This is a genomic window from Shewanella sp. 3_MG-2023 (assembly GCF_030548765.1).
Lineage (GTDB): Bacteria > Pseudomonadota > Gammaproteobacteria > Enterobacterales > Shewanellaceae > Shewanella.
In genome coordinates, this window is sequence record NZ_JAUOSH010000007.1 from 56,091 (window position 1) to 79,532 (window position 23,442).

Annotated in this window: 20 protein-coding genes; 16 read left to right on the forward strand and 4 right to left on the reverse strand. The window is 39.7% G+C overall.

Translation table 11 applies throughout. The annotated features are described in order from the left end of the window. Positions 1-209 precede the first annotated feature (209 nt). The 14 genes from Q4591_RS05725 to glnS all read left to right on the forward strand — a co-directional run bounded on the left by Q4591_RS05725 (position 210) and on the right by glnS (position 17,518). Positions 210-1,394 (forward strand): porin, encoded by a 1,185-nt coding sequence (locus Q4591_RS05725; RefSeq protein WP_303411066.1) that lies wholly within the window; start codon positions 210-212, stop codon positions 1,392-1,394. A gap of 449 nt (positions 1,395-1,843) precedes the next feature. Continuing rightward, complete coding sequence (locus tag Q4591_RS05730; RefSeq protein WP_303459900.1) at positions 1,844-4,612, forward strand: TonB-dependent receptor; 2,769 nt, start codon at positions 1,844-1,846, stop codon at positions 4,610-4,612. 358 nt (positions 4,613-4,970) lie between these two features. Then, positions 4,971-5,753: a DUF3450 domain-containing protein gene (locus Q4591_RS05735; RefSeq protein WP_102436074.1), complete on the forward strand. Its 783-nt coding sequence runs from the start codon at positions 4,971-4,973 to the stop codon at positions 5,751-5,753. Then, complete coding sequence (locus Q4591_RS05740) at positions 5,753-7,108, forward strand: MotA/TolQ/ExbB proton channel family protein (protein ID WP_102476363.1); 1,356 nt, start codon at positions 5,753-5,755, stop codon at positions 7,106-7,108. Before Q4591_RS05735 ends, Q4591_RS05740 begins: the two co-directional genes overlap by 1 nt. Continuing rightward, complete coding sequence (locus Q4591_RS05745) at positions 7,108-7,635, forward strand: MotA/TolQ/ExbB proton channel family protein (RefSeq protein ID WP_076537019.1); 528 nt, start codon at positions 7,108-7,110, stop codon at positions 7,633-7,635. Before Q4591_RS05740 ends, Q4591_RS05745 begins: the two co-directional genes overlap by 1 nt. A gap of 14 nt (positions 7,636-7,649) precedes the next feature. After that, positions 7,650-8,054 carry a biopolymer transporter ExbD gene (locus Q4591_RS05750; RefSeq protein WP_076537018.1) on the forward strand — a complete coding sequence of 135 codons (405 nt, stop codon included), beginning with the start codon at positions 7,650-7,652 and terminating at the stop codon, positions 8,052-8,054. 1 nt (position 8,055) lies between these two features. Then, positions 8,056-8,676, forward strand: coding sequence for an energy transducer TonB (locus tag Q4591_RS05755; protein ID WP_076537016.1), 621 nt, complete (start codon positions 8,056-8,058; stop codon positions 8,674-8,676). Beyond that, entirely contained in the window at positions 8,676-9,926 is a 1,251-nt protein-coding gene (locus Q4591_RS05760; RefSeq protein WP_102519798.1) for a tetratricopeptide repeat protein, read from the forward strand. The genes Q4591_RS05755 and Q4591_RS05760 overlap by 1 nt, the downstream gene beginning before the upstream one ends. A gap of 202 nt (positions 9,927-10,128) precedes the next feature. Beyond that, complete coding sequence (locus Q4591_RS05765) at positions 10,129-11,955, forward strand: DUF885 family protein (RefSeq protein WP_102531827.1); 1,827 nt, start codon at positions 10,129-10,131, stop codon at positions 11,953-11,955. Between the two features lie 117 nt (positions 11,956-12,072). Next, positions 12,073-12,351: a peptidylprolyl isomerase gene (locus Q4591_RS05770; protein WP_076537011.1), complete on the forward strand. Its 279-nt coding sequence runs from the start codon at positions 12,073-12,075 to the stop codon at positions 12,349-12,351. Between the two features lie 58 nt (positions 12,352-12,409). Continuing rightward, positions 12,410-12,943, forward strand: a complete 534-nt coding sequence (locus tag Q4591_RS05775) for a GNAT family N-acetyltransferase (protein WP_303459903.1) — start codon at positions 12,410-12,412, stop codon at positions 12,941-12,943. A 223-nt stretch (positions 12,944-13,166) separates the two neighbouring features. After that, the gene (locus Q4591_RS05780) at positions 13,167-13,406 is read left to right on the forward strand and encodes a FeoA family protein (protein WP_102531826.1); all 240 of its coding nucleotides are present in this window, start codon (positions 13,167-13,169) and stop codon (positions 13,404-13,406) included. Beyond that, a complete protein-coding gene (gene feoB, locus Q4591_RS05785; RefSeq protein ID WP_303459907.1) occupies positions 13,399-15,693 on the forward strand; it encodes a Fe(2+) transporter permease subunit FeoB in 2,295 nt (764 codons plus the stop codon). Before Q4591_RS05780 ends, feoB begins: the two co-directional genes overlap by 8 nt. Before the next feature lie 154 nt (positions 15,694-15,847). Next, positions 15,848-17,518 (forward strand): glutamine--tRNA ligase, encoded by a 1,671-nt coding sequence (gene glnS / locus Q4591_RS05790; RefSeq protein ID WP_102440510.1) that lies wholly within the window; start codon positions 15,848-15,850, stop codon positions 17,516-17,518. A gap of 88 nt (positions 17,519-17,606) precedes the next feature. Here glnS and Q4591_RS05795 read toward each other — a convergent pair whose 3' ends face one another. Further along, a complete protein-coding gene (locus tag Q4591_RS05795; protein WP_102440511.1) occupies positions 17,607-18,665 on the reverse strand; it encodes a glucosaminidase domain-containing protein in 1,059 nt (352 codons plus the stop codon). 86 nt (positions 18,666-18,751) lie between these two features. Further along, positions 18,752-19,348 (reverse strand): Yip1 family protein, encoded by a 597-nt coding sequence (locus tag Q4591_RS05800; RefSeq protein ID WP_102440512.1) that lies wholly within the window; start codon positions 19,346-19,348, stop codon positions 18,752-18,754. Between the two features lie 490 nt (positions 19,349-19,838). Between Q4591_RS05800 and Q4591_RS05805 the strand changes: the two genes are divergently transcribed. Continuing rightward, the gene (locus Q4591_RS05805; protein ID WP_303459911.1) at positions 19,839-20,600 is read left to right on the forward strand and encodes a tRNA-(ms[2]io[6]A)-hydroxylase; all 762 of its coding nucleotides are present in this window, start codon (positions 19,839-19,841) and stop codon (positions 20,598-20,600) included. A gap of 28 nt (positions 20,601-20,628) precedes the next feature. On the opposite strand, the gene Q4591_RS05810 is transcribed toward Q4591_RS05805, so the two are convergent. After that, positions 20,629-21,345 carry a UDP-2,3-diacylglucosamine diphosphatase gene (locus tag Q4591_RS05810; protein WP_102476356.1) on the reverse strand — a complete coding sequence of 239 codons (717 nt, stop codon included), beginning with the start codon at positions 21,343-21,345 and terminating at the stop codon, positions 20,629-20,631. Positions 21,346-21,351: 6 nt separating this feature from the next. Continuing rightward, a complete protein-coding gene (locus Q4591_RS05815; protein WP_303459913.1) occupies positions 21,352-21,846 on the reverse strand; it encodes a peptidylprolyl isomerase in 495 nt (164 codons plus the stop codon). Between the two features lie 143 nt (positions 21,847-21,989). On the opposite strand from Q4591_RS05815, the gene cysS reads away from it, so the two are divergent. Then, the gene (gene cysS, locus Q4591_RS05820; protein ID WP_102519805.1) at positions 21,990-23,372 is read left to right on the forward strand and encodes a cysteine--tRNA ligase; all 1,383 of its coding nucleotides are present in this window, start codon (positions 21,990-21,992) and stop codon (positions 23,370-23,372) included. Positions 23,373-23,442 lie beyond the last annotated feature (70 nt).

The following is a 23,442-nucleotide window of genomic DNA, read 5'->3' on the forward strand; positions in this document are numbered from 1 at the left end:
ATTTATGGTGATACGTTATCATTTTTATGTCTTTTGGTAGTGGTTTGTGCTTTGCAATGTGCTTATTTAGTTTATTATGATATTTAATCGATTTATCTCTTTGTTTCATGCTAATTCATCATGCTAGCCTTCAGTTAATGGAAAAATTCTATGCAAATAGATTATTTAAAATAATTAATGATGAAAATGAAATGGGAAGGTTTAGCTCGATGAAAAAGACTTTAATCGCATCAACACTTGCAGCAGTTATGTTTGTACCAACAGCTTCTGCTATCGAAATCTATAAAGATGAGAAAAACTCTGTTGCTATTGGTGGTTTCATCGATGCACGTATTTATAGTGGCCAAGGTGAAACTGAAATCGTCAATGGCGCATCACGTATTAACTTCGCCTTTGATCGTCAAATGAATGATGGTTGGGCAACCTTTGCTAAATTCGAGTGGGGTGTTAACCCATTCGGTAACAGTGAAATCGTTTATAGTGCTGGTAGTCAATTTGAATCACAAAGCGATGACTTTCTAAATAACCGTTTAGGTTACGTTGGCGTATCAAATGATACTTACGGCTCAATCAGCCTAGGTAAGCAATGGGGTGTTTGGTACGACGTTGTTGCCGGAACAAACTACCCTATCGTATGGGATGGTAATGCTGCAGGTGTATACACATACAATAAAGCTGATGGCGCTATTAACGGTGTAGGCCGTGGTGATAAAACCATTCAATACCGTAACTCGTTTGATAAATTCAGTTTTGGTGCGCAAGTACAGTTAAAGCAAAATGAATTCGTTATTTACGAAGATGAGAACGTAGATGGTTTTTCTGATGCACCAAGTATTAGTGATGAAGAGTCACTAGGTACTGTAGAATACGGTAATACCTTCGGTTTATCGGCTATGTATCAATTCACTGATGAATTATCTGTTGGTATTGGTTACAACACGGGTAAATTTGAAGGTGAATTAGAGAACGGCACCCGCATTGAAGAGCGTGATGAAATTTACGGCTTAAGCGTAACTTATGGTAACTGGGATGCAGAAGGTATTTATTTCTCTGCGAACTACAATGAAAATAAATTTCATGACACAGATAACATTGGCCGTATGATTGAAAGTGCGAAAGGTGTAGAGTCATTAGTATCATATCGTTTTGACAACAACATCCGTGTTTTCTTAGCATATAACATGTTAGATGCTGATAGCGTATTAGGCGCTGATGAAGGTGAAGTATTTAAGCGTCAGTTCACTACAGCAGGTATTCATTATATCTGGGATACAAACACTATCCTTTATTTTGAAGGTCGTATCGACAGCAGTGATTTCCGCGGAACAAACGAAGACAAAATGAAGATCAGTGAAGATGATGGCATTGGCTTCGGTATTCGTTACATTTTATAAAATTAAAATTTAACAACTACCCATTAAAACACTCCGAAAGGGGTGTTTTTTTTGCTTTAAAATTCATAGCGACCGTCTGCTTGTTAATTAATTGTAAGTCTCGAAGGTCATTTGACCACATATCTATTTATTGTTGTGGGTATAAAATAGCCGATTGGAACAATTCTGCAATATTTTAAATTGTTATTTGTTATTTTTAAATGCTATTAAATACAGAGGCTTAAGGTGGTTGTGTAGTTTAATTCTCTATTTTTGTATGTTTTTGTGGACGAAATAACCATTCTAAACATGTTAACTTACCCGATATTAATGAAACATATGTTGAATTAATGTTTTATTTGTGATTTTATTGCATACGAAATGTGGTTGAGCGATGTTCAACTTCGTTAACCAACCTAAATTAATAAGGTTGGAACAATAAGAAAGACACAAGTCCAGGGAGATTGACAATGCATAAGAATTTATTAGCTAAATCAGTGCGTCTAGCAATGATTAGCGGTGCCGCTGCGGCAGCACTTAGTTCACCAGTAGCATTCGCTGCTGAAGAAGGCGAAAAAGTAGAACGTATTCAAGTAACAGGTTCTGCAATTAAACGCACAGACATGGAAGGTTCATTGCCCGTTACAGTGCTGACAGCAGAGGATATTGCACGCACAGGTGTAGACAATGTTGCTGATTTAATGCAGCAATTACCTGCAATGCAAGGCTTTACGACTACATCTGATTCAGTTGGTGGTAGTGGTGGCGGTACTAGTACTGCTTCGATACATGATCTTGGTGAAGCATATACGCTAGTGTTATTAAATGGACGCCGTATGGCGCCACGTGGTTCAGGAAGTACTATCGACTTGAACTCAATACCATTAAGTGCAATCGCACGCGTAGATGTGTTAACTGATGGTGCATCAGCATTATATGGTTCAGATGCTATTGCTGGCGTTGTAAATTTCGTATTAAAAGATAATGTAAACGAAACCACAATCACAGGTCGTTACTCACTACCTGAAGAAGACGGTGGTTCGGGCTGGAATGGTAGTATCACGACTGGTTTTGGTGATATTGACACTGATGGCTTTAACGTAATGTTATCGTATAGCCATGATAGCAAAGAGCAACTAAAAGCTACAGACCGTGACTTCGCAAAAACTGGCATGATTGAGTTTGAGAGCAAAGGTAAAGATTTATTTTTCTTTAACGGCTCACCAAATGCAATACCAGGAAATGGTCGTTTTTACTTTGCTGATGGTACAACTCAAGATTTTAACCCAAATCGCAATGAAACTGGTGTTTGTGCAGAAAATACATCATCTATTGGTGATTGGTGCTGGTTCGATTATACAACGACTATTGAAATTCAACCTGAGTCAGAGCGTGATAGTTTCTTATTAAAAGCTGATTTTGCAATTACCGATAATTTAACTGGTTTTGTAGAAGGTACTTATTCAGATTATTCAATGACAACTCGTATCGCACCATATCCATCTGGTGGCGTACTGATTTCAACAGACAGTCCGTTATTTGATCAATATTTTACTCCTAATTTACCTGCGGGTTACAATCCAGAGGATGTTGATTTTGGATTAGGTGTTTGGCGTGCATTGCCAGCAGGAAATCGTACAACTGAGTGGAACACTAAATCTACTCATCTTGTTGCTGGCTTAGAAGGCACTATTGGTGACAATATTGATTTTGACGCAGCTTATACATACTCAGTGAATGATACGGATCAAAACTACCCAACAGGTTGGTTAATTGAGTCTAAATTTGTTGATGCTGTAGAAAGTGGCGCAATTGATATCTTTGCTCCTGCAGGTACAGTAACTCAAGAAGAAGTAGATGCTGCAGGTATTGTTTACAGTGGTGATTGGTCTAATTCTAAGACAGTCATGAATGCTCTTGATTTTAAACTATCAATGCCAGTATTTGAAGTTAATGGTAATGATGCGTACTTTGCAGCAGGTGCAGATTATAGAACCTATGATTATGATTATTCGCTATCTGATGCAAACCAAGAATCTATCTTACTATTCTTAAGTGCTGATCAACCTTACTCTATGTCTAGAGAAGTATATGGTGCTTTTGCTGAATTAAATGTTCCATTAACAGATACATTCGATATCACCGGTTCTTTACGTTATGACAACATTGGTGCAGTAGATGATAATCTAAATGGCGGAACCATAAATGATAGCGATGATGATGTTACTTATAAGTTAAGCGGCCGCTGGCAAGCAACTGAAGACTTACTAATACGCGCATCTTATGGCACTGGCTTTAAAGCGCCATCAATGTTAGCAATCGGTCAACCACGTGCAGAAGCAGGTGTAACTGGTGGTAATTACCAATGTCCATTTGAAGGTACTGGAGATGCAAAAGAAGCTTGGTGTAAGCCTGGTTCTCAGCAATATAATGTATTTTCACAAGGCAACCCAGGTCTAAAATCTGAAACATCTTCTCAGTACTCTGCAGGCTTTGTATATGCTCCATCTAACCAATTTAGTTTTGGACTTGATTACTGGGCAGTTGAAATGGAAGATGTTGTTACTTCTTTAACTGAAGCACAGATTTTTGCTGAACCTGAAAAGTATTATGATTTATTTACTTATAAAACAAATACCGCAACAGGCATAGATGAGTTAGCTATTTTGCAAGCTAACGTGAACGTAGGTAAATCTAAAAACTCAGGTCTTGATTGGCATTTTAATAGTGCTACAGATCTTTCTTACGGTACAGTTCACTTTGGCTTGACCGGAACTTACACCATTGAAAGTGAGTATACTCGTCCAGGTACTACCGATGATTATATTTCAAGTTTAGGTAAGTTTGGTGATAATAATGCAGTAACATTCCGCGTCGTTAGTCAGTTACAAGCGGGATATGAGCATGATGATTTTTATCATAACTTTACCTTTAACTATCGTTCAGGCTATTTAGATCAATTTCAATCTAAAGAAGTCTGTAGCGTAACAGAAAATGATGCCTTTGGTGACTGTCAAGATGTACAACTATCAGTGGGCTCTTATACCAAACTTGATTATCAATCACGTTGGAATATCACCGATCACGCAAGCGTAGTATTTGGTATTAATAATTTATTAGATAAACAGCCATCACTGAGCTTACGTTCAGGCGGTGCAGGACATCAGGTAGGTTATGATCCACGTTATACTGACTCTTACGGTCGTACTTACTACTTATCTGGTTCATATGCATTTTAATTAATAGTTTTGGACACAAAATGCCTGTTACGTAAGTAACGGGCATTTTTTTATGCAATTGTTTAAGATTTACTCATTAAACTAAAATCAAATGTTCAATTAATACTCTTTCAAACAGATTCGCCTTGTTAACTCTCCTTTTCACTAGTTTTTGATGTTCTCAATTGTTGACACAGGTCAACATTTTGTGAAATGATGCGAGCGGGTCTATGCCTTAGCGGGTATAGAATAGGGAAGAAAAAACTAACAATCACAAGAGAAAGATACACTTAGTGAGTGCAACATCGGTTAACAATAAAATCGCAGTTGTTACTTTCGAGTTAAAGCTTTCTAATTCACTATAAATTGGTTGGGAACTATGTCCAAGGTAAGCAATAGAACAAAAATCGCTACTGCACTTGTTGGCGCGCTTGCATTAGCTAGCAGCAACTTCGTGATTGCAGATCCTCTAAGTGACGTACAAAAAGCAGACGGCAAAATTCATGCTGATGCTGCTGCGTCGCAAAACAAAGTTGATAAGTATTTTGATCAAGCACAAGACATGCTTTTTGAGTATGGCTCAGTTGCTGACGAACGCGAATCTTTAAAATCATACAATGACTATGTTGCCGGATTGGTTGCAGACCAACAGGCGACAATGAAACTTATCCAAGACGATATCGACGGTGTTGATGCTCTTAGACAAGGTGTTGTTCCTTTAATGTTTAAAATGGTAGACGCTTTAGAGCAATTTATCGCTTTAGACTTACCATTTAACAAAGACGCTCGTGAAGCTCGTGTTCAACGCTTAAAAGATACATTAAATAGCGCTGAAGTAACACTTGCTGAAAAGTACCGCTTGATCTTAGATGCGTATAACATTGAACGTGAATATGGTTCTAAGTTAATTGCAGAAACTGGTCAATTACAAATTGATGGTAAAGAAATTCTAGTTGATTTCTTAAACTTCGGTCGTGTAAGCCTATACGCTCAAAGCCAAGACCAAAAGTCAGCTTGGATGTATAACGCAGAAACTAAAGGTTGGGATGTGTTAGAAGATAGCTATCTTCGTAACTTAAGCAAAGCTATTAAACAGGCTCGTGGTCAAGGTGCTCCTGATCTATTCGCCTTACCAATCCCTGCTGCGGAGGCTGCACAATAATGAAAAAGTTTATTACTACAGCAATCGTTGCTGCAACTCTGTCACTAACATCAGGTATGGTTAGCGCTGCAGATGCACCAAAAACGATTGAACAACTATTAAAGCAAGTTCAAACAGACCGTGCTAATGCGACTAAAACCAATAAGAAGCGTGAAGCAGAGTTCTTAAATGAGCGTGGCGATAAAGCTGCTCTTCTTAAACGTGAAAAATCAGCGCTTGCAGCTGAAAGACAACGTGGTAAAGATCTAGCGCAAGCATTTACTGATAACGAACGTAAAATCGCACAATTAGAAGAAGATCGTAAGATTGCTTCTGGTGACTTAGGCGAAATGTTCGGTGTTGTTAAAGGTGAAGCAGGTGACTTTGCTGGTAAGTTAGTTGGTTCTAACATTACTGCACAGTTCCCTGGCCGTGATGCATTTATTGCAGAACTTGGTGCTCGTAAAGAACTTCCAAAAATTAATGAGCTAGAACAATTCTGGGAAGCTCAACTTTTTGAAATGGTCGAATCTGGTAAAGTTGTTACTTTCGATGCTGATGTAACAGGTTTAGATGGCGGTGTTACTAATACTACAGTTACTCGTGTTGGTGCATATAACTTACTTGCTGATGGCAAATACGTTGTTTACAACGCTGACCTTGGTCTAATCCAAGAGCTTTCACAGCAACCAGGTAGTGCACAAGTATCAAGTGTTAAGTCATTTACAAGTGCGACTTCTGGCTATGAAAAGCTGTTTGTTGACCCTGCACGTGGTGTGTTACTAAGTGTATTCACTCAAAAAGCGACAATCGAAGAGCGTATTGAAGCGGGTGGACCAATTGGTTACATCATCATCGGTTTACTTGTTCTTGGTGCGCTAATTTCAATTGAGCGTTTAGTTACTCTTTATATTGTTGGTGCTAAAGTTAAAGCTCAACGTAAAGATACTGCAAACCCAGGTAATAACGCATTAGGTCGTGTACTTAAAGTTTATCAAGAAAACAAAGACGTTGATGTTGAAACGCTTGAACTTAAACTTGATGAAGCTATTTTGAAAGAAACGCCAGCTCTAGAAGCACGTATTTCAATCATTAAAGTTCTAGCAGCTATCGCGCCTATGATGGGTCTACTTGGTACAGTAACCGGTATGATTGCAACCTTCCAAACAATTCAATTGTTCGGTACTGGTGATCCACGTCTAATGGCAGGTGGTATCTCTATGGCATTGATGACAACGGTACAAGGTCTTGTTGCTGCACTTCCTCTAATGCTTATGCACGCAGTTGTTATCGCTCGTAGCAAGTCAGTAGTTCAAGTTCTTGAAGAACAAAGCGCTGGTATCATTGCAGAGCACGCTGAGAAGAGGGCTGACTAATGATGCTAATCCTGATGGATGTTTGGGACTCTGTCAGGGGCTTCATGGCCACCGGAGGAGATATCCTCTGGTTGGTAGCGGCAGTGCTATTTCTAATGTGGGTGTTAATGCTTGAGCGTTTTTGGTATATCAATTTAACTGCACCAAAAGAGCATAAAGCGATTATCAACGCATGGAATAATAGAGAGGATTCAACCTCTTGGTATGCACACCGTATCCGTGAAGCTTGGGTGTCCCAAGCTAAGCAAGATATGAATGCTCGTATGCTGCTTATCAAAACATTAGTAGCCATTTGTCCAATGATTGGTCTACTAGGTACCGTAACCGGAATGATAGCAGTGTTCGATGTGATGGCAGTTCATGGTACGAGTAACGCTCGTATGATGGCGGCTGGTATTTCAATGGCAACCATGCCGACAATGGCAGGAATGGTAGCAGCACTATCAGGTGTATTTTTTAGCACTCGATTAGATGCAAAATTGAAAATTAGTCTCGAAAAGCTAAAAGATAGCTTGCCACACCACTAGAGAGAGTATTGAAAATGGCACGTAAAAAGCATTTTAGTGTAGAAGAAGAAGCACAAGTAGATATGACTCCGATGCTCGACATCGTGTTTATCATGTTGATCTTCTTTATTGTGACGACTTCGTTCATTAAGCCATCAGGTCTTGATTATAAGAAACCTGAAGCTTCTACAGCGACACAACAAAAATCTGCAAACATCTTTATTGGTGTGAGTAAGACAGGCGTAATTAAGATGGAAAACCGTCAGGTTGACATCGAGCGTGTAACAGCGAACGTAGAGCGTATGTTAGCTGAAGCACCAGAAGCGGCTGTATTAATCGAAGCAGACCAAGAAGCAGAACATGGCCTTGTAGTTAAGGTTATGGACAACGTAAAGAAAGCGGGTATCGACAAAATCTCGATTTCAGCGGGGAAAGACTAATATGCTGAGAGCAATAGTATCACTCATAGTTGGTGCTGCTGTTACTTTCGCCCTGTTTGTCTTCATGGCCTTCTTGGTCGGTGGCGGCGCTAAACGCGCCGACACTTCAACTGATTCTCCTATTATTGAGATCAGTATGGATAAGCAGGATACGAAAGTGCAGGATAAGCCTAGGGTTAAACCTAAGCCACCAGCACCACCTGAGCAACCACCGAAACCGGATACTACTCCGCCAGATACGTCATCAGATATTGATACGAATATGGCATTTAACATGAGTGGTGTTGTCGCTGGCGGTGCTAGCACAGGTTTTAAACTTGGTAACATGATGACACGTGACGGTGATGCAACACCAATTGTACGTATTGATCCTCAATACCCAATTGCTGCAGCACGTGATGGTAAAGAAGGTTATGTACAACTTTCATTTACCATCAACGAATTAGGTGGCATCGAAGACGTTAAAGTTATTAAAGCAGAACCTAAACGTATTTTTGACCGCGAAGCAGTTCGTGCGTTAAAGAAATGGAAATACAAGCCTAAAATCATTGATGGTAAGGCTATGAAGGTTCCTGGTATGACTGTACAACTTGATTTCACATTGGATAAAGGAGGTAGATAATGCGTAAAGTAAATAAAATCGCTAGTGCGTTGCTACTAACTTTGTGTGGTAGTTCGCTACTCACAGTTTCAACTGCTCAAGCAGCTGAAAAATGTCCAATTGATGAGCGTCAATCTCGTGCAGTTGGTGCTAGTGCTGGTAAGAAAGTTCAAAAAGCTTTCGAAGAATACACAGAAGGACGTTTGGACCAAGCAATTGAAATTTTGCTTGAAGTGAATACCAAAAATGATTTTGATGCAGCGTATATAGGACGAATGATCGGTTCTTTCTATGCTGAAAAAGGTCAAATGGCAACGTCAATCAAGTATTTAAAAACAGCTGTAGATGCTGACATTCTTGGTGGTACAGATCACGCAGCAACATTACGTTTGTATGCTGACTTATTACTACAAGAAAAGAAGTTTAAAGACGCTATTCCTTACTACTACAAGTGGATGGACTTTACTTGTAAAGTCGACCCTGTTGTATACCGTCGTATCGGTATTGCATACAGCGAACTTAAGCAGTGGGATAAAGTACTTGAAGTTGCCGATAAAGGACTTTCTCTAGTAGAGAAGCCTGATAAAGGCCTTTATCAAATGAAATTAACTGCATACTTCAATCAAAAGAAGTATAAAGAAGCGGTAAAGGTACTCGAAATTATGGTACCGCTGTTCCAAGACGATAAACGTTTATGGGTACAGTTAGCGCAATTTTATTTGATGACTGAAGACTATACCAAGTCATTGCAAACTTATGATTTAGCTTATAAAAATGGTTTTTTAGAAACTGACGCTAACATTACTCGATTAGCACAACTTATGTCGCAAAATGGTGCGCCGTATAACGCTGCTAAGCTTTATGAAAAGCACATGAAATCGGGAATGATTAAAGAGACTGAAAAGTCGATTAAAATCTTAGCGGGTTTCTACCATAATGCTAAAAACTTCAAGCAAGCAGCCAAATTATATGGTCAAGCTGCTGAGTTATCTGGTGATGCTGAGTTATACCTTAAACAAGGTAAAATTCTTGCTATCGCTGAAGAGCCTAAAGCTGCAATTCCTGTGTTTGAAAAAGCACTTGCAGCAGGTTTGGATGAGCCAGGTGAAGCTGAACTTGAGTTAACTTTAGCCCATTTAAGTTTGAAGCAATATAAGTCTGCTTATAAGCGCGCAAATCGTGCTGCTAAACACAGCAAAACGAAGCGCAGCGCTAACAGCTATATTTCTTATATCAAAGAAAAAGCGCGAATTAACAATATTACTTTGTAATCTGGTTAATTTGAAAAAAGCCCCTTTCAAGGGGCTTTTTTTTTGAGTCGTATTTTTAGGTATAAAGAGAATAGATTGTTATTCTCAGTTACAATTATTTGCTAACTAATAACAACTAATTGCGATACATTGTAAATAATAACTAAAAAGATAAATCATATTTTAAGGCCGCTAAATTTGTGGCTCTGACAGGGATCTGATGATGAAAAAAACATTACTGACCGTTGCTATTGCTTCTTTATTATCGCTTCAAGCATGCAGCGAGCAAACAAGTCCAAACAACTCAAGCACCGCAAGTCTACAAAGCGCGCAACAAAGTAGCCAGACAGCAGCACAAGCATATAATGCTTTAGCGGATGATTACTTTAAAGCACTGTTAGCATTAGAACCTATCTATGCAACCTATGTAGGGGTTAATGATTACAACGCTGAGTTTGGTGGTTCATTAACTGAGGCTTACCTAAAACAACGACATGAACTAAATAGTCAGTTTCTAAAACGAGCAAAATCAATTAATGCAAATGAACTTCCTGCAGATTTACAATTAAGCTTTGATATGTTCATGTATGACCGTCATATGGATCTTGTTGCCGAGTCGTATCCTGAGCATTTTATGCCAATGAATCAGTTTTACAGTACGGTTATCAGCATGATCCAATTGGGCAGTGGTGAAAGTGCCCAGCCTTTTAACACCGTTGAAGATTATAACAACTGGTTAGGTCGTCTTACAGGTTTTATCAATTGGATAGGCCTGGCTCAAGCAAGAATGGATGAGGGGATCGCCAGTAAAGTTGTGTTACCTAAAGTCTTGGTTGAACGTATTATCCCGCAGTTAGATGCTCAATTGGTTAAAGAGGCTAAGCAAAGCTTATTTTATGCACCAATTAATATCATGCCTGAAGACTTTAGTGAGCAAGATAAGACTCAATTAACAGCAGAGTACAGTAAGCTTATTCAATCTCAGTTAATTCCAGCTTTAACAGATTTAAGAAATTATTTTAAAGATAGTTATCTTTCCCACGCAAGAGCTTCTGATGGTTGGTGGGGATTACCTAATGGTAAAGAGTGGTATCAAACGCTAGCAAATAGTCATACCACCACTAAAATGCCGGTTGATGAAATTCATCAAATTGGTCTTTCAGAAGTAAAACGCATTTTAACTGAAATGGATACAGTACGTGAACAAGTTGGCTTTGAAGGTGATTTAAGCGCTTTCTTCGCATCACTTTCAAGTGATCCAGAATATTTCTTTAGTGAGCGCCAAGGCTTAATTGATGGCTATATGGCACTAAAAGATGACATCAATAAAGAGTTACCTAAATACTTTAACGTGATGCCAAAAGCTGATTATGTTGTTAAACCTGTTGAAAGCTTTAGAGAAAAATCAGCAGCAGGGGCTTCTTATCAATCTCCTGCGGTAGATGGCTCACGTCCTGGTGTGTTTTATATTAATACCTTTAATTTAAAAGCACAGCCTAAGTGGGGCATGACAACGCTTTCTTTACATGAAGCCGCGCCTGGGCATCACTTTCAAATTGCCATTAAACAAGAGTTAACCGGTATTCCTGAGTTCCAACGTTTCCAAGGTTATACTGCATTTGAAGAAGGCTGGGCATTATATGCTGAGTACTTAGGCATCGAAATGGGCTTATTCAGCGATCCTTATCAGTACTTTGGTAAGCTATCTGATGAAATGCTCCGTGCAATGCGGTTGGTGGTTGATACTGGCTTACATGCTAAAGGCTGGAGCCGTGAGCAAGCTATTCAGTATATGAAGGACAACTCGCCAATGGCAGAGTCTGACATTATTGCGGAAGTAGAACGTTATATGGCTATCCCTGGTCAGGCGTTATCTTACAAAATTGGTCAGCTGACTATTTTAAGATTACGTGCTGATGCTGAAGCCCAGCTTAGTGATAAATTTGATCTTAAGGGCTTTCATGATCAAATTTTAACAACCGGTTCGTTACCTATGGCAGTCATGGAGAAAAAAATTGCCCGCTGGATTGAATCCGAATTGGCAAAATAACCAATAACTGATAGTTTAGTAAATGTAATCTGAGTAACAAGGGAGCAATGTATGCTCCCTTTTATTTTTTATAAAAAAATGACTAATTAATGGCATCAACTGCCAAAGGAGCTATAAATGGTACAGGCAACAGCTAGGCATCTTCTTGTGAGTTCTGAAGAACAATGTGAAACGCTTAAGCAGCAAATCATAGCAGGTGCAGACTTCGCTGAAATTGCTAAAGCCCATTCATCATGTCCATCAGGTGCACAAGGTGGAGAACTTGGCTCTTTCGGTCCAGGTATGATGGTTCGTGAGTTTGATGAAGTCGTATTTAGCGCGCCTTTAAATGAAGTACAAGGCCCAGTTAAAACTCAATTTGGTTACCATTTATTAGAAGTAACCAGCAGAGGCTAAACGCCTTATGTTGATTAAGGCAGCTTAGGCTGCCTTTTTTATTGGAGGTCACCACTTAATGATTGCGTTATATACTGACAGATTAAAAATTAGAACCTTAATCAAGGAGGATTGGGACAGTTTTAACCGCCTGCATCAAAATCCTGATGTCATCCAATATATCTGTGAGCCAATGACTGAGTTAGCCATTAAACAGAAATTTAATTCAAGACTTGCACCGTGGGAGTTTGATTTAGGAGAGTGGTTAACGTTAGTGATTGAAGATATTCACACCGGTGCTTTTATTGGTTTTACAGGTTTTCATTGTGATGATGCCTTGCTAAGGCGTGCTGAGGTAGGTTATATCATAGCACCTGAGATGTCCGGTCAAGGTTACGCTACTGAAAGCTTAAACGCAGTTATTGATTGGGGGATCCATCAATTTGGGGTCCACAAGTATATTGGTATCTGTTCAACTAACAATCTCGCTTCAGCCAAGGTAATGACGGCTTGTGGTTTTATTACTGAAGGCTGCTTAAGACAAAATTATAAAATAGGCCCCGATTGGCATGATGAATTTACTTTTGGCCTACTTACTCAAGACACTCGTTAACATTTAAGTAAACAAACACCTCATATAAGCAGCCAATTTAGCCGTTATCAAAATATAATACTCAAAGCACTATTTTCTTTTGGGCTTTTATCACATAATTGACAATACAATTGAAAACCATTCTCGTTTGCACTCGTAAAACATGATCTAGGTAAAGGTTTTGCTTAGTTAGCTCATATAAAATTAGTGTAATTCATATTTATAATCCCAAGGTAACTGCTTTATGAAGCTTAGTGAACTCAATCCCGGCGATAGCGCTAAGATTGCAGAGGTTGGCCAACTCTCTTTACCTCAAACAGTAAAGCGTAAATTACTCTCTATGGGCATCACTCCTCATACGTCATTTAAAATGTTACGCAGAGCGCCGATGGGTTCAGGAGTTGAATTAGATTTACGTGGTAGCCGTTTATGTATGCGCCGTGATTTAGCGGATGTTATTGAGGTAATAAAAACAAATGACTAAAGAATTTCATTGCGTCACCGTAGGTAATCCCAATGCAGGCAAGTCAACGCTGTTTAATGCATTAACGGGCTCTAATCAGCAGGTGGGTAATTGGTCTGGCGTAACGGTAGAAAAGAAAACCGGTTATTTCACTCTTGATAACACCAATATCCATTTGACGGATTTACCAGGTATTTATGATTTATTACCGGCAGGAAATAGCTGTGACTGTTCTTTAGATGAACAAATCGCCCAGCAATATCTCGCCGAACAAAGAATTGATGGCATCATCAATCTTGTGGACGCAACCAATATCGAGCGACATCTTTACCTCACAGTTCAATTAAGAGAGCTGGGTATTCCAATGGTTGTGGTGTTGAATAAAATTGATGCGGCTAAAAAATTAGGTATCGAAGTCAACCTTAAGAAAATGTCTGCAGAGCTTGGTTGCCCTGTTATTGCCGTTTGTTCACGAGAACTAAACGATGTTAAACAGGTTCAAGATCAAGTCTTAAAGTTACTCAAAGGCGAAATCTCAGAGTCTGCTTTAATGCTTAATTATGATGAGCGTATTGAAGCGGGCGTGCAAACTCTGCAACAACATGCTAGCGATCTAAGTCGCGGCCGAGCACTTGCTATGCTTGGTAACGGTAATGGCTGTGGAAAATGTAATAATACTAGCTTAAAAGATGTTGTTAATGATTGTACTAAAATTGCGGAACAATCAGGAACAGACGTTGAAGTGTTAGTGGCAACCACCCGTTTTGATTTTGTTGAGACGGTATTTAGCCAATCTGTTGAAGTGGGTGATTTTGAAAGCACTAGTGACAAGCTTGATAAATTGATTTTACATCCAGCACTCGGTGTTCCGGTGTTTTTGTTAGTGATGTATTTAATGTTCATGTTCAGTATCAATGTTGGTAGCTCGTTTATCGACTTTTTTGATATTACAGCAGGGGCTATTTTTGTCGATCATTTAGGTGCATTGTTAACCACAATTGGTGCTCCAGAATGGTTAGTGACAATTATTGCTGGCGGTATCGGTCAGGGCATTCAAACAGTGGCCACCTTTATACCGGTTATTGCAGCACTATTTCTTGCTTTATCAGTACTTGAAGCATCGGGTTACATGTCTCGTGCTGCATTTGTCGTTGATGGATTAATGAGACGCATTGGTCTACCCGGCAAAGCGTTTGTACCAATGATTGTCGGTTTTGGTTGTTCTGTACCTGCCATTATGGCAACACGCACTTTAGGTAGTGAGCGCGAAAGAATCGTTACCGGCATGATGGCGCCCTTTATGTCATGTGGTGCTCGTCTTCCTGTTTATGCTCTATTTGCTGCGGCGTTCTTTCCTGATTCAGGTCAAAACTTAGTATTTTTACTGTATATCATTGGTATTTTTGCTGCTATTGGTACCGGTTTATTACTTCGCAGCACAGTATTGCCAGGTTCAAGCAGCGCGGTAGTGATGGAACTGCCTAGTTATGAAATGCCAAAAGCGAAAGCAGTTTTCTCTCGCACAGTTAAACGTACTAAAAGTTTTATTTTAGGTGCCGGTAAAACCATTGTTATCGTGGTGACGCTACTGAATTTTGTCAATGCAATTGGTACCGATGGTAGTTTCGGCCATGAAGACAGTAACGAGTCAGTACTAAGTGTATTAAGCCAAAAAGTAACACCATTTTTCTCACCAATGGGTGTAGAGCAAGATAACTGGCCTGCAACAGTAGGTATTATCACTGGTATTTTTGCAAAAGAGGCGGTTGTTGGCACATTAAACAGCTTATATGCCACGCCAGCAGGCGAAGATGAAGAGTTAGCGAGTCTGTCTGAAAGTTTTTCTGAGGCATTAAGTACTATCCCTGAAAACTTATTGGGTATTGCCCCTGAAGATCCTTTATCAATTGATGTTGGAAATGTCGAAAATTTAGAAGAAGCCGCTGCAGAGCTTGAAGTTGATAGTTCAACATTCAGTGCACTGCAAGCTGGTTTCACAACCAAAATTGCAGCATTCTCATATTTGCTCTTCATCTTGCTATACACGCCTTGTGTTGCGGCAATGGGCGCATTAGTGAATGAGTTTGGTGCTAAGTGGGCTCGATTTGCTGCGCTATGGACCTTTGCATTAGCTTATGGCAGTGCAACGGTAGTATATCAAGGTGCCAACATTGCTAAGCATCCAGTGCAATCTATCGGGTGGATTTCATTCTTTTCTATTGCGCTAGTGGGCTTTTATTTCTGGCTTAAAAAGCAAGGTAAAAAGAGTCAACAGATTATCCCAGGAATTAAAATCATCACTGAATAAGAGATTTTGTGTTCAAATTAAAACCAGCATTTTACGAAATGCTGGTTTTTTGTTTTTTGAGGGTTATTTTTAGCAAACAGGCATTGTAACTCGCGTAAATCTGTAGGATCATCAAAGGTCATAAATTTCACCATCGTGCACCAAGAGGAACTCCATGAGCCAAGTGGACAACGAAGTACGTCCAAGTAACTTCATTCGTAATATTATTGATGAAGACTTAAAAAGTGGTAAACACACCAGTGTGCAAACCCGTTTTCCGCCAGAGCCAAATGGTTTTTTACACATTGGCCATGCAAAGTCTATTTGTTTAAATTTTGGCATAGCACAAGATTATCAAGGTCAATGTAACTTACGTTTTGATGATACTAACCCTGAAAAGGAAGACATCGATTATGTTCATTCTATTCAGGATGATGTACGTTGGTTAGGCTTTAAATGGTCAGGTGAAGTTCGTTATTCTTCGAATTACTTCGATCAATTACATCAATATGCGGTTGAGCTAATCTCAAAAGGTTTAGCTTATGTGTGCTTCTTAAATGCTGAAGAAACACGCGAGTACCGTGGCACATTAAAAGCACCTGGTAAAAATAGCCCTTACCGTGATACCTCAGTTGAAGAAAACTTGAACCTATTTGAAAAAATGCGTGCAGGTGAATTCAAAGAGGGTGAGTGTGCACTGCGGGCTAAAATCGATATGGCTTCACCATTCATGTGTATGCGTGATCCGGTTATTTACCGTATTCGTTTTGCTCACCATCATCAAACAGGCGATAAGTGGTGCATTTACCCAATGTACGATTTTACTCACTGTATTTCAGATGCGATTGAAAACATCACTCATTCGTTATGTACTTTAGAGTTCCAAGACAACCGTCGTTTGTATGATTGGGTGTTAGATCATTTAGATGATTTTAATCAACCAAACCGTACACGTCAGTATGAATTTTCAAGACTTAACCTTGAATACACCATGATGTCGAAACGTAAATTGAACGATTTAGTAACGCGTGAAATCGTGTCTGGTTGGGATGATCCTCGTATGCCAACTATCGCAGGTTTACGCCGTCGCGGTTATACTCCGGCGTCTATTCGTGAATTCTGCCAACGTATCGGTGTTACAAAGCAAGAAAACCTTATTGAAGGTGGCGTGCTTGATGCGTGTATTCGTGAAGAGCTCAACGAAAATGCACCTCGTGCCATGGCTGTGTTAAGACCGATTAAAGTGGTAATTGAAAACTACCCGTCGGATACACCTGAAATAATTAATGCCCCAATGCATCCGAATAAACCTGAAATGGGTACCCGCGAAATTGCATTTGGTAAAGAGTTATTCATCGATGCCGAAGACTTTAAAGAGTCTGCTAATAAGCATTTTAAGCGTTTAGTACTTGGTAAAGAAGTTCGTTTACGTAATGCTTATGTGATTAAAGCTGAACGTTTTGATCAAGATGAAGACGGTAATGTCACCACGGTTTATTGTACTTACGACAATGAAACATTGGGTAAGAACCCAAGTGATGGCCGCAAAGTTAAAGGTGTTATTCATTGGGTTGAAGCGACAACGGCCAAACCAGCTGAATTTCGTTTATACCACCGTTTATTTACTGAAGCGTCTCCAGCAGCTTTTGAAACCTTAGACGAAGTGTTAAGCGATGACTCTTTAACTGTGCTTAAGGGTGTCGCTGAAGCAAGCTTAGCCAATGCAGTGGCAGAAAAAGCGTACCAGTTTGAACGTGAAGGTTACTTCTGCGCTGATAACAAGGATTCATCAAAAGAGGCTTTAGTGTTTAACTTAACTGTGGCACTACGTGATTCTTTTGCTTAAAGTTTACCTGTAGCTTTTACTGGGGGTAGTTTATCCCTAAGTCAGTTAATAAAAATGCCAGAACAATATTGTTCTGGCATTTTTTTGGTTAATCATCAGTAGAACTGGCTTGGTTATTTGCGGAAATTAAGTGTATTGGCGCACCATCACTTAAATAGGCGGCGTCCACTTGATCAAGTTTGTTGTAACGGATCATCTGCTGGATACTATCAATATAGGCTTGGCCACGTTCGGAGTATTTATCTAATGTGGTGACTAATTTAAGGCCTGTAATCGGTTTTTTCTCATAACGTAATTGCTGTCTCATTTGTCTCAGTTTAAGGTAGGCTGCATGGGTATTGATATTTAGCATATAGCCCTCAACGGATGCTTGCGGAGTATTAAATCGTGCTAAACCGTAATTGCCTAACTCTGTTCTTTGCTTTTTAGGAGCCATGCCGTTGCCACTGAAATCCCACTGGCCAAAAAAGGCGTTACCTTCAACGGTAAATCGCGATGTCGCCCAGCCGCTTTCTTCAGCCGCTTGGGCTAGCACTAATGATGGCGGCATGATGTCTACGCGCTTAAGCAGTTGTTTTCGCAAATCTTGAGTTAATGGTGTTTGCTTATCGGGGATGACCTTGTATTTTGTTGCGATATCAATAAGCTTGTTATCGGTTAGCTCAGCCTGTTTCACCCATTTTCGCTCTAAAATAATATTTTCATTACTGAGTAATATTAATGGCGCCATTAATCTGAAAAAAACCATTTTCTTAACCTGTACAGGGATCTCATTTGAGGTTTTTTGCCAATTCTCACTCACGCTATCAAAGGTTAATCGAGGTACTTCCCTTACACCGGCATCCCAGCTTTGTTTGTTGTAATTTAACGAGTCGAATAATTCAATTAATTGATCGAGCGAGTTTAAAATAATCTCTGTTGAGGCCTTGGTTTGCGGTTTTTTAGTTGTGAGTTTGTTGTTTGCGGCATCTATATATTGATGATTAACATCTGGCTCAATTGTTGCCGTTGGAGATTTAGTCGCGTTTGTACCAGTAGTATCAGTCTCATTTTCTGTAGTGGATGACTTAACCCAGTAGTTGATGGCAAATAAACCCGCTAGAAGCAGCAATACAAAAAGGATTTTTTGATAGGTATTTTGGGTCATATATCACCTTAGTTCAAACTCACTTTATGGGCCGAGCCATAACAAAAAAGGCGCGAAAGCGCCTTTTAAATATAGTACAAAAACATTTACTGCATCATAGGTCCTAAGCCTAAGCTCCATAATATAACGCTAGTGCCCATTAATCCGACCAATAGCACTAAACCTGCAGTAACGACTGAACTTGCGTAAATAAAGCCTTTTTCTTCAGGGATATTCATAATGATGGGGACACCAGCATAAAGTAGATATACTGAGTAGGCTAAGCCTGCAAGGCCCACTAACATCATAAACCATAACACAGGGTATAGCGCTGATATGCCAACCATAAATAATGGTGTAGCGGTATAGGCGGCTAACTCAAGTGCTTGAGTGAAGGTTGGTGCGGCATCAAAGGTTTTTGCCATCCAATAAGATAAATATGCCAGTGCAAATACGCCAGCAATGAGGCCAAAGTACATACCCACTGACATGAACATGGCGCTTTGTGGAGTGAGAAATAGTAGCTCGCCGTTAGCAGGATGCCAGCCTATATAAGCGGTTGCTACAAAACTGCACACAGCAGGAATTAAGGCGATAAGTAAGATATGACTAAGGCTGCTTTTAACTGCCTCGTGATTACGTTCAATTGTTTGCCACTCTTGTTTCGGATGAGTGTATAGCCCCATTAGGTGATTCAATATCATTGTTATTATCCTTGTTTAGCATTTCATACATAGCTCGCCAAACTTCAGACGAACTGATCATAGCCCCATATATCAATCGCCTTAATCAGTCCTACACATACTTAATGCACTCGTTACTAGTGAGCCGTTTAAGTAATAACTTCATCCCTATCGAAGCTTATCCATTAAAGGTGATTGAAATACAACTTAAGCAACTATTGTTACGCAGATGTATAGACTATTTATTGAACATTAGCGGCCATTCGTCAAGTGCTATTGTTGTTTTATCAGTATAAAAAGCTAATAAGCTCATCAGAAGTTAGCTCATGCAGTATTTTTCTCTTTAGATTGTCGATTTATATGTAAATATTCGACGTTAATGTAACTTAGTTGATGATTGTTAAATATCTATTTGCTGCTTAATGCAATCTTAGAATATGCAGATGGGTTGTCGTATCTGTTTCATTTTTTTAATACAATGGCGCCACATAAAATATTTAGTGGTACTTCAATGATGTATGAGCAGGGTTTACTTGAGCCGATTTACTCTTTTTTGAATTGTGAAACACCTGATAAGTGGATTGAAATGGCCAGCAAGCCTGAAAACTTATCCATCATTCTTCGTGATCATATGATTTGTGAGTTAAAAGCCGCCCAAAGCGCGATGTTTTTAATTAGGAAATACGCGGTGGATAAACCCAGTGCTGAGCAGTTATCCCAATGGATAAAGCCATACGAAGAGTTTGCCTATAAAAAGGTCGGCGATTTAGCCTCTCTTAAAGGAAAAAGTAACGTCAGCAAACAAATCACAGTGCGTGAAGGCTGTGTTTATGGTCAAGAGTTAGTTGATAAAATGGTATTGCTGATCAAAGAAGAATTACATCATTTCTATCAAGTAATGGAGTTGATGGAAAAAAAACAGGTACAGTATGAGCTAATAGAGGCCGGACGTTATGCCAAAGGCTTACTGAAACATGTTAAAACCTTCGAGCCAGATGCATTAGTCGATAAGTTAATTATTGGTGCACTAATTGAGGCCAGATCTTGTGAACGTTTTGCCAAACTTGCCCCGCATCTGGATGAAGAATTAAGTAAATTCTACGTATCGCTACTTCGCTCTGAAGCTCGTCACTACCAAGATTACCTGACGTTGGCCGAGTTAATATCGGATAAAGATATTAGTGACAGAGTAAGGTTTTTGACCGAGGTTGAAGCTGAGCTTATTTTAACCCCAGATACCGATTTTAAATTCCACAGTGGTTTACCCAATTAACACTATATCCTTGCGGTATTTGAAGTCCTCAAGTTAGCAAGGGCAGTTGTTTAAGATTGGCAGTGTATTGGTCGACAATCAGTATGCTGCCTTGCTCGTACCAGTCACCAACCACAATGCGCTGCTTGTTATCGGCTAATTGATGTATTGCCGGACGGTGGGTATGGCCATGGATCATTCTTTGGCAGTTGGTTTTTAGCAGTAGGCTGTCAACGGCTGATTGCTCAACATCCATAATGGTATAGCTTTTTTGTTGATTGCTTTTTTGACTTTTTTTGCGAATATCAGCAGCGATGTTCTGTCGCGTTGATTTAGGCAAGTTACGGTAAATCCATTTCACGAATGATGAATTTCTGAAGCTTCTAAATCTTTGATAAGCCTTATCGAGCGTGCAAAGGCTATCACCATGCAAGACTACTGTTTTTATCCCATACAAATCTAACTCGACAACTTCTGGAAGTATGATCATTCCAGCTTTACGAGCAAATGATTTGCCAATCATAAAATCTCGATTACCGTGGATAAAATAAATAGGGATGCTTGTGGCGACACGTTTTAGATGGGTGGCTATTTCGTCAGTAAAGGGCTCGGCAATATCATCACTGGTCCAGACTTCAAACAAGTCACCGATGATATAAATCGCTTCAACATCAGCAAGATCTGAGTTGAGGTAGCGAATAAAAGCTTGGCTAATATCTGGGCGGTCTGCACTTAAGTGCAAATCGCCCATAAAAACAGTCTGCATTAATGATTATTCAGCAATGCTTGCACTGTTAATGATAACAGCTTCTAGTGGTACGTCTTGATGCATGCCACGGTTACCAGTGCTAACAGTTTTGATTCTCTCGACAATATCAAGACCTTCAACAACTTCAGCGAATACACAATAGCCCCAGCCTTGAGATGTTTCGGCTTTAAAGTCTAAGAAAGTGTTGTCATTCACATTGATAAAAAACTGTGATGTTGCTGAATGCGGATCAGATGTACGCGCCATCGCTAAGGTACCGACTTTGTTTGATAAGCCGTTGTTCGCTTCATTTTTAACTGCAGCATGAGGGGTTTTCTGAACCATATCTTCAGTAAAGCCACCACCTTGTACCATGAAACCATCAATCACACGGTGAAAAATAGTACCGTCGTAGAAACCTTCTTTTACGTACTTAATGAAGCTTTCAACAGTTAAAGGTGCTTTTTCAGCATTTAAAGCGATTTTGATGTCGCCCATATTTGTGTGCAAAGTGATCATATTTAATTACCTAGATAAAAATTGTTGCGCGATTCTAACTTATCTTACGTGAGGCTTAAAGTGCAGTGTTCAAAACAGTGTTGCTCATGGTAGACTTTGTGGCAATTAAATTGAGTTTTATTAAGAGTAAAAGAGAACCATCGATGTTGAAAATTTACAATAGTATGAGTCGTGAAAAGCAAGAGTTTAAACCGATTAACCCTGGCAAGATTGACATGTATGTATGTGGGATCACCATATATGATTTATGTCACATTGGTCATGGTCGTACTTTTGTGTCTTTCGATATGATAGTTCGCTACTTACGTTATAGTGGCTATGCGGTGAACTACTTACGTAACATCACAGATGTCGACGATAAAATCATTAAACGCGCCGCTGAAAATAACGAAAGTTGTGACTCACTCACTGAGCGTTTGATTGGTGAGATGCACAATGATTTTGATTCATTAAATATGCTACGCCCAGATTTCGAACCAAGAGCGACCCTGCATATTGATGAGATCATCGACATGGTGCAGACACTCATCGCTAAAGAGCATGCTTATGTTGCTGACAATGGCGATGTGCTCTTTAGTGTGGCTTCATTTGCGGAATATGGCCGCTTATCAGGACAAAACCTTGAACAGCTTCAAGCTGGCGCGCGCGTTGAAGTGGAAGTTGCTAAACGTAATCCTATGGATTTTGTGTTGTGGAAAATGTCAAAACCTGGCGAACCAACGTGGGAGTCTCCATGGGGGCCTGGTCGTCCTGGCTGGCACATTGAATGTTCTGCAATGAATGGCAAACACTTAGGTGAAAACTTTGATATTCATGGCGGCGGTAGCGATTTACAGTTCCCACATCATGAAAACGAAATTGCGCAGTCTTGCTGTGCTCATGGCTCAAAGTATGTCAACTACTGGATGCATACTGGCATGGTGATGGTTGATAAAGAAAAAATGTCTAAATCACTGGGCAACTTCTTCACAATCAGAGATGTGTTAGAACATTACGATCCAGAAACAGTACGTTACTTCTTATTATCGGGTCACTATCGTAGCCAGCTAAATTATTCTGAAGATAATTTAAAGCAAGCTAAGTCGGCTTTAGAACGTATTTATACTTCGTTAAAAGGCTTAGATTTATCAGTTGCTCCAGCAGCTGCACCTGAGTATGTCGGTAAATTTAAACTGGCGATGGATGATGATTTTAATACACCAGAAGCCTACTCGGTTATCTTTGATATGGTACGTGAGATTAACCGTCTTAAATCAGTTGATATGGCGCAAGCCAGCGCCTTAGGTGTTAGCCTTAAGCAATTAACAGACGTGCTAGGCATTATCAGCAACGATGTTGATGTTTATTTCCAAGGCGAGGGCAGTGATGATGAAGTCGCTGAAATTGAGGCCTTGATCGTTGAACGTAATCGCGCCCGCGCTGAAAAAGATTGGCCTGCTGCAGATATCGCTAGAGATAGACTAAATGCCCTTGGGGTTATTCTGGAAGATGGCGAAAATGGTGTAACAACTTGGCGTAAAAAGTAACGTCTAAGTTTAATCCGCCATAAAAAAGCCTGCATTAGCAGGCTTTTTTAGTTAATACAATTATTAACTC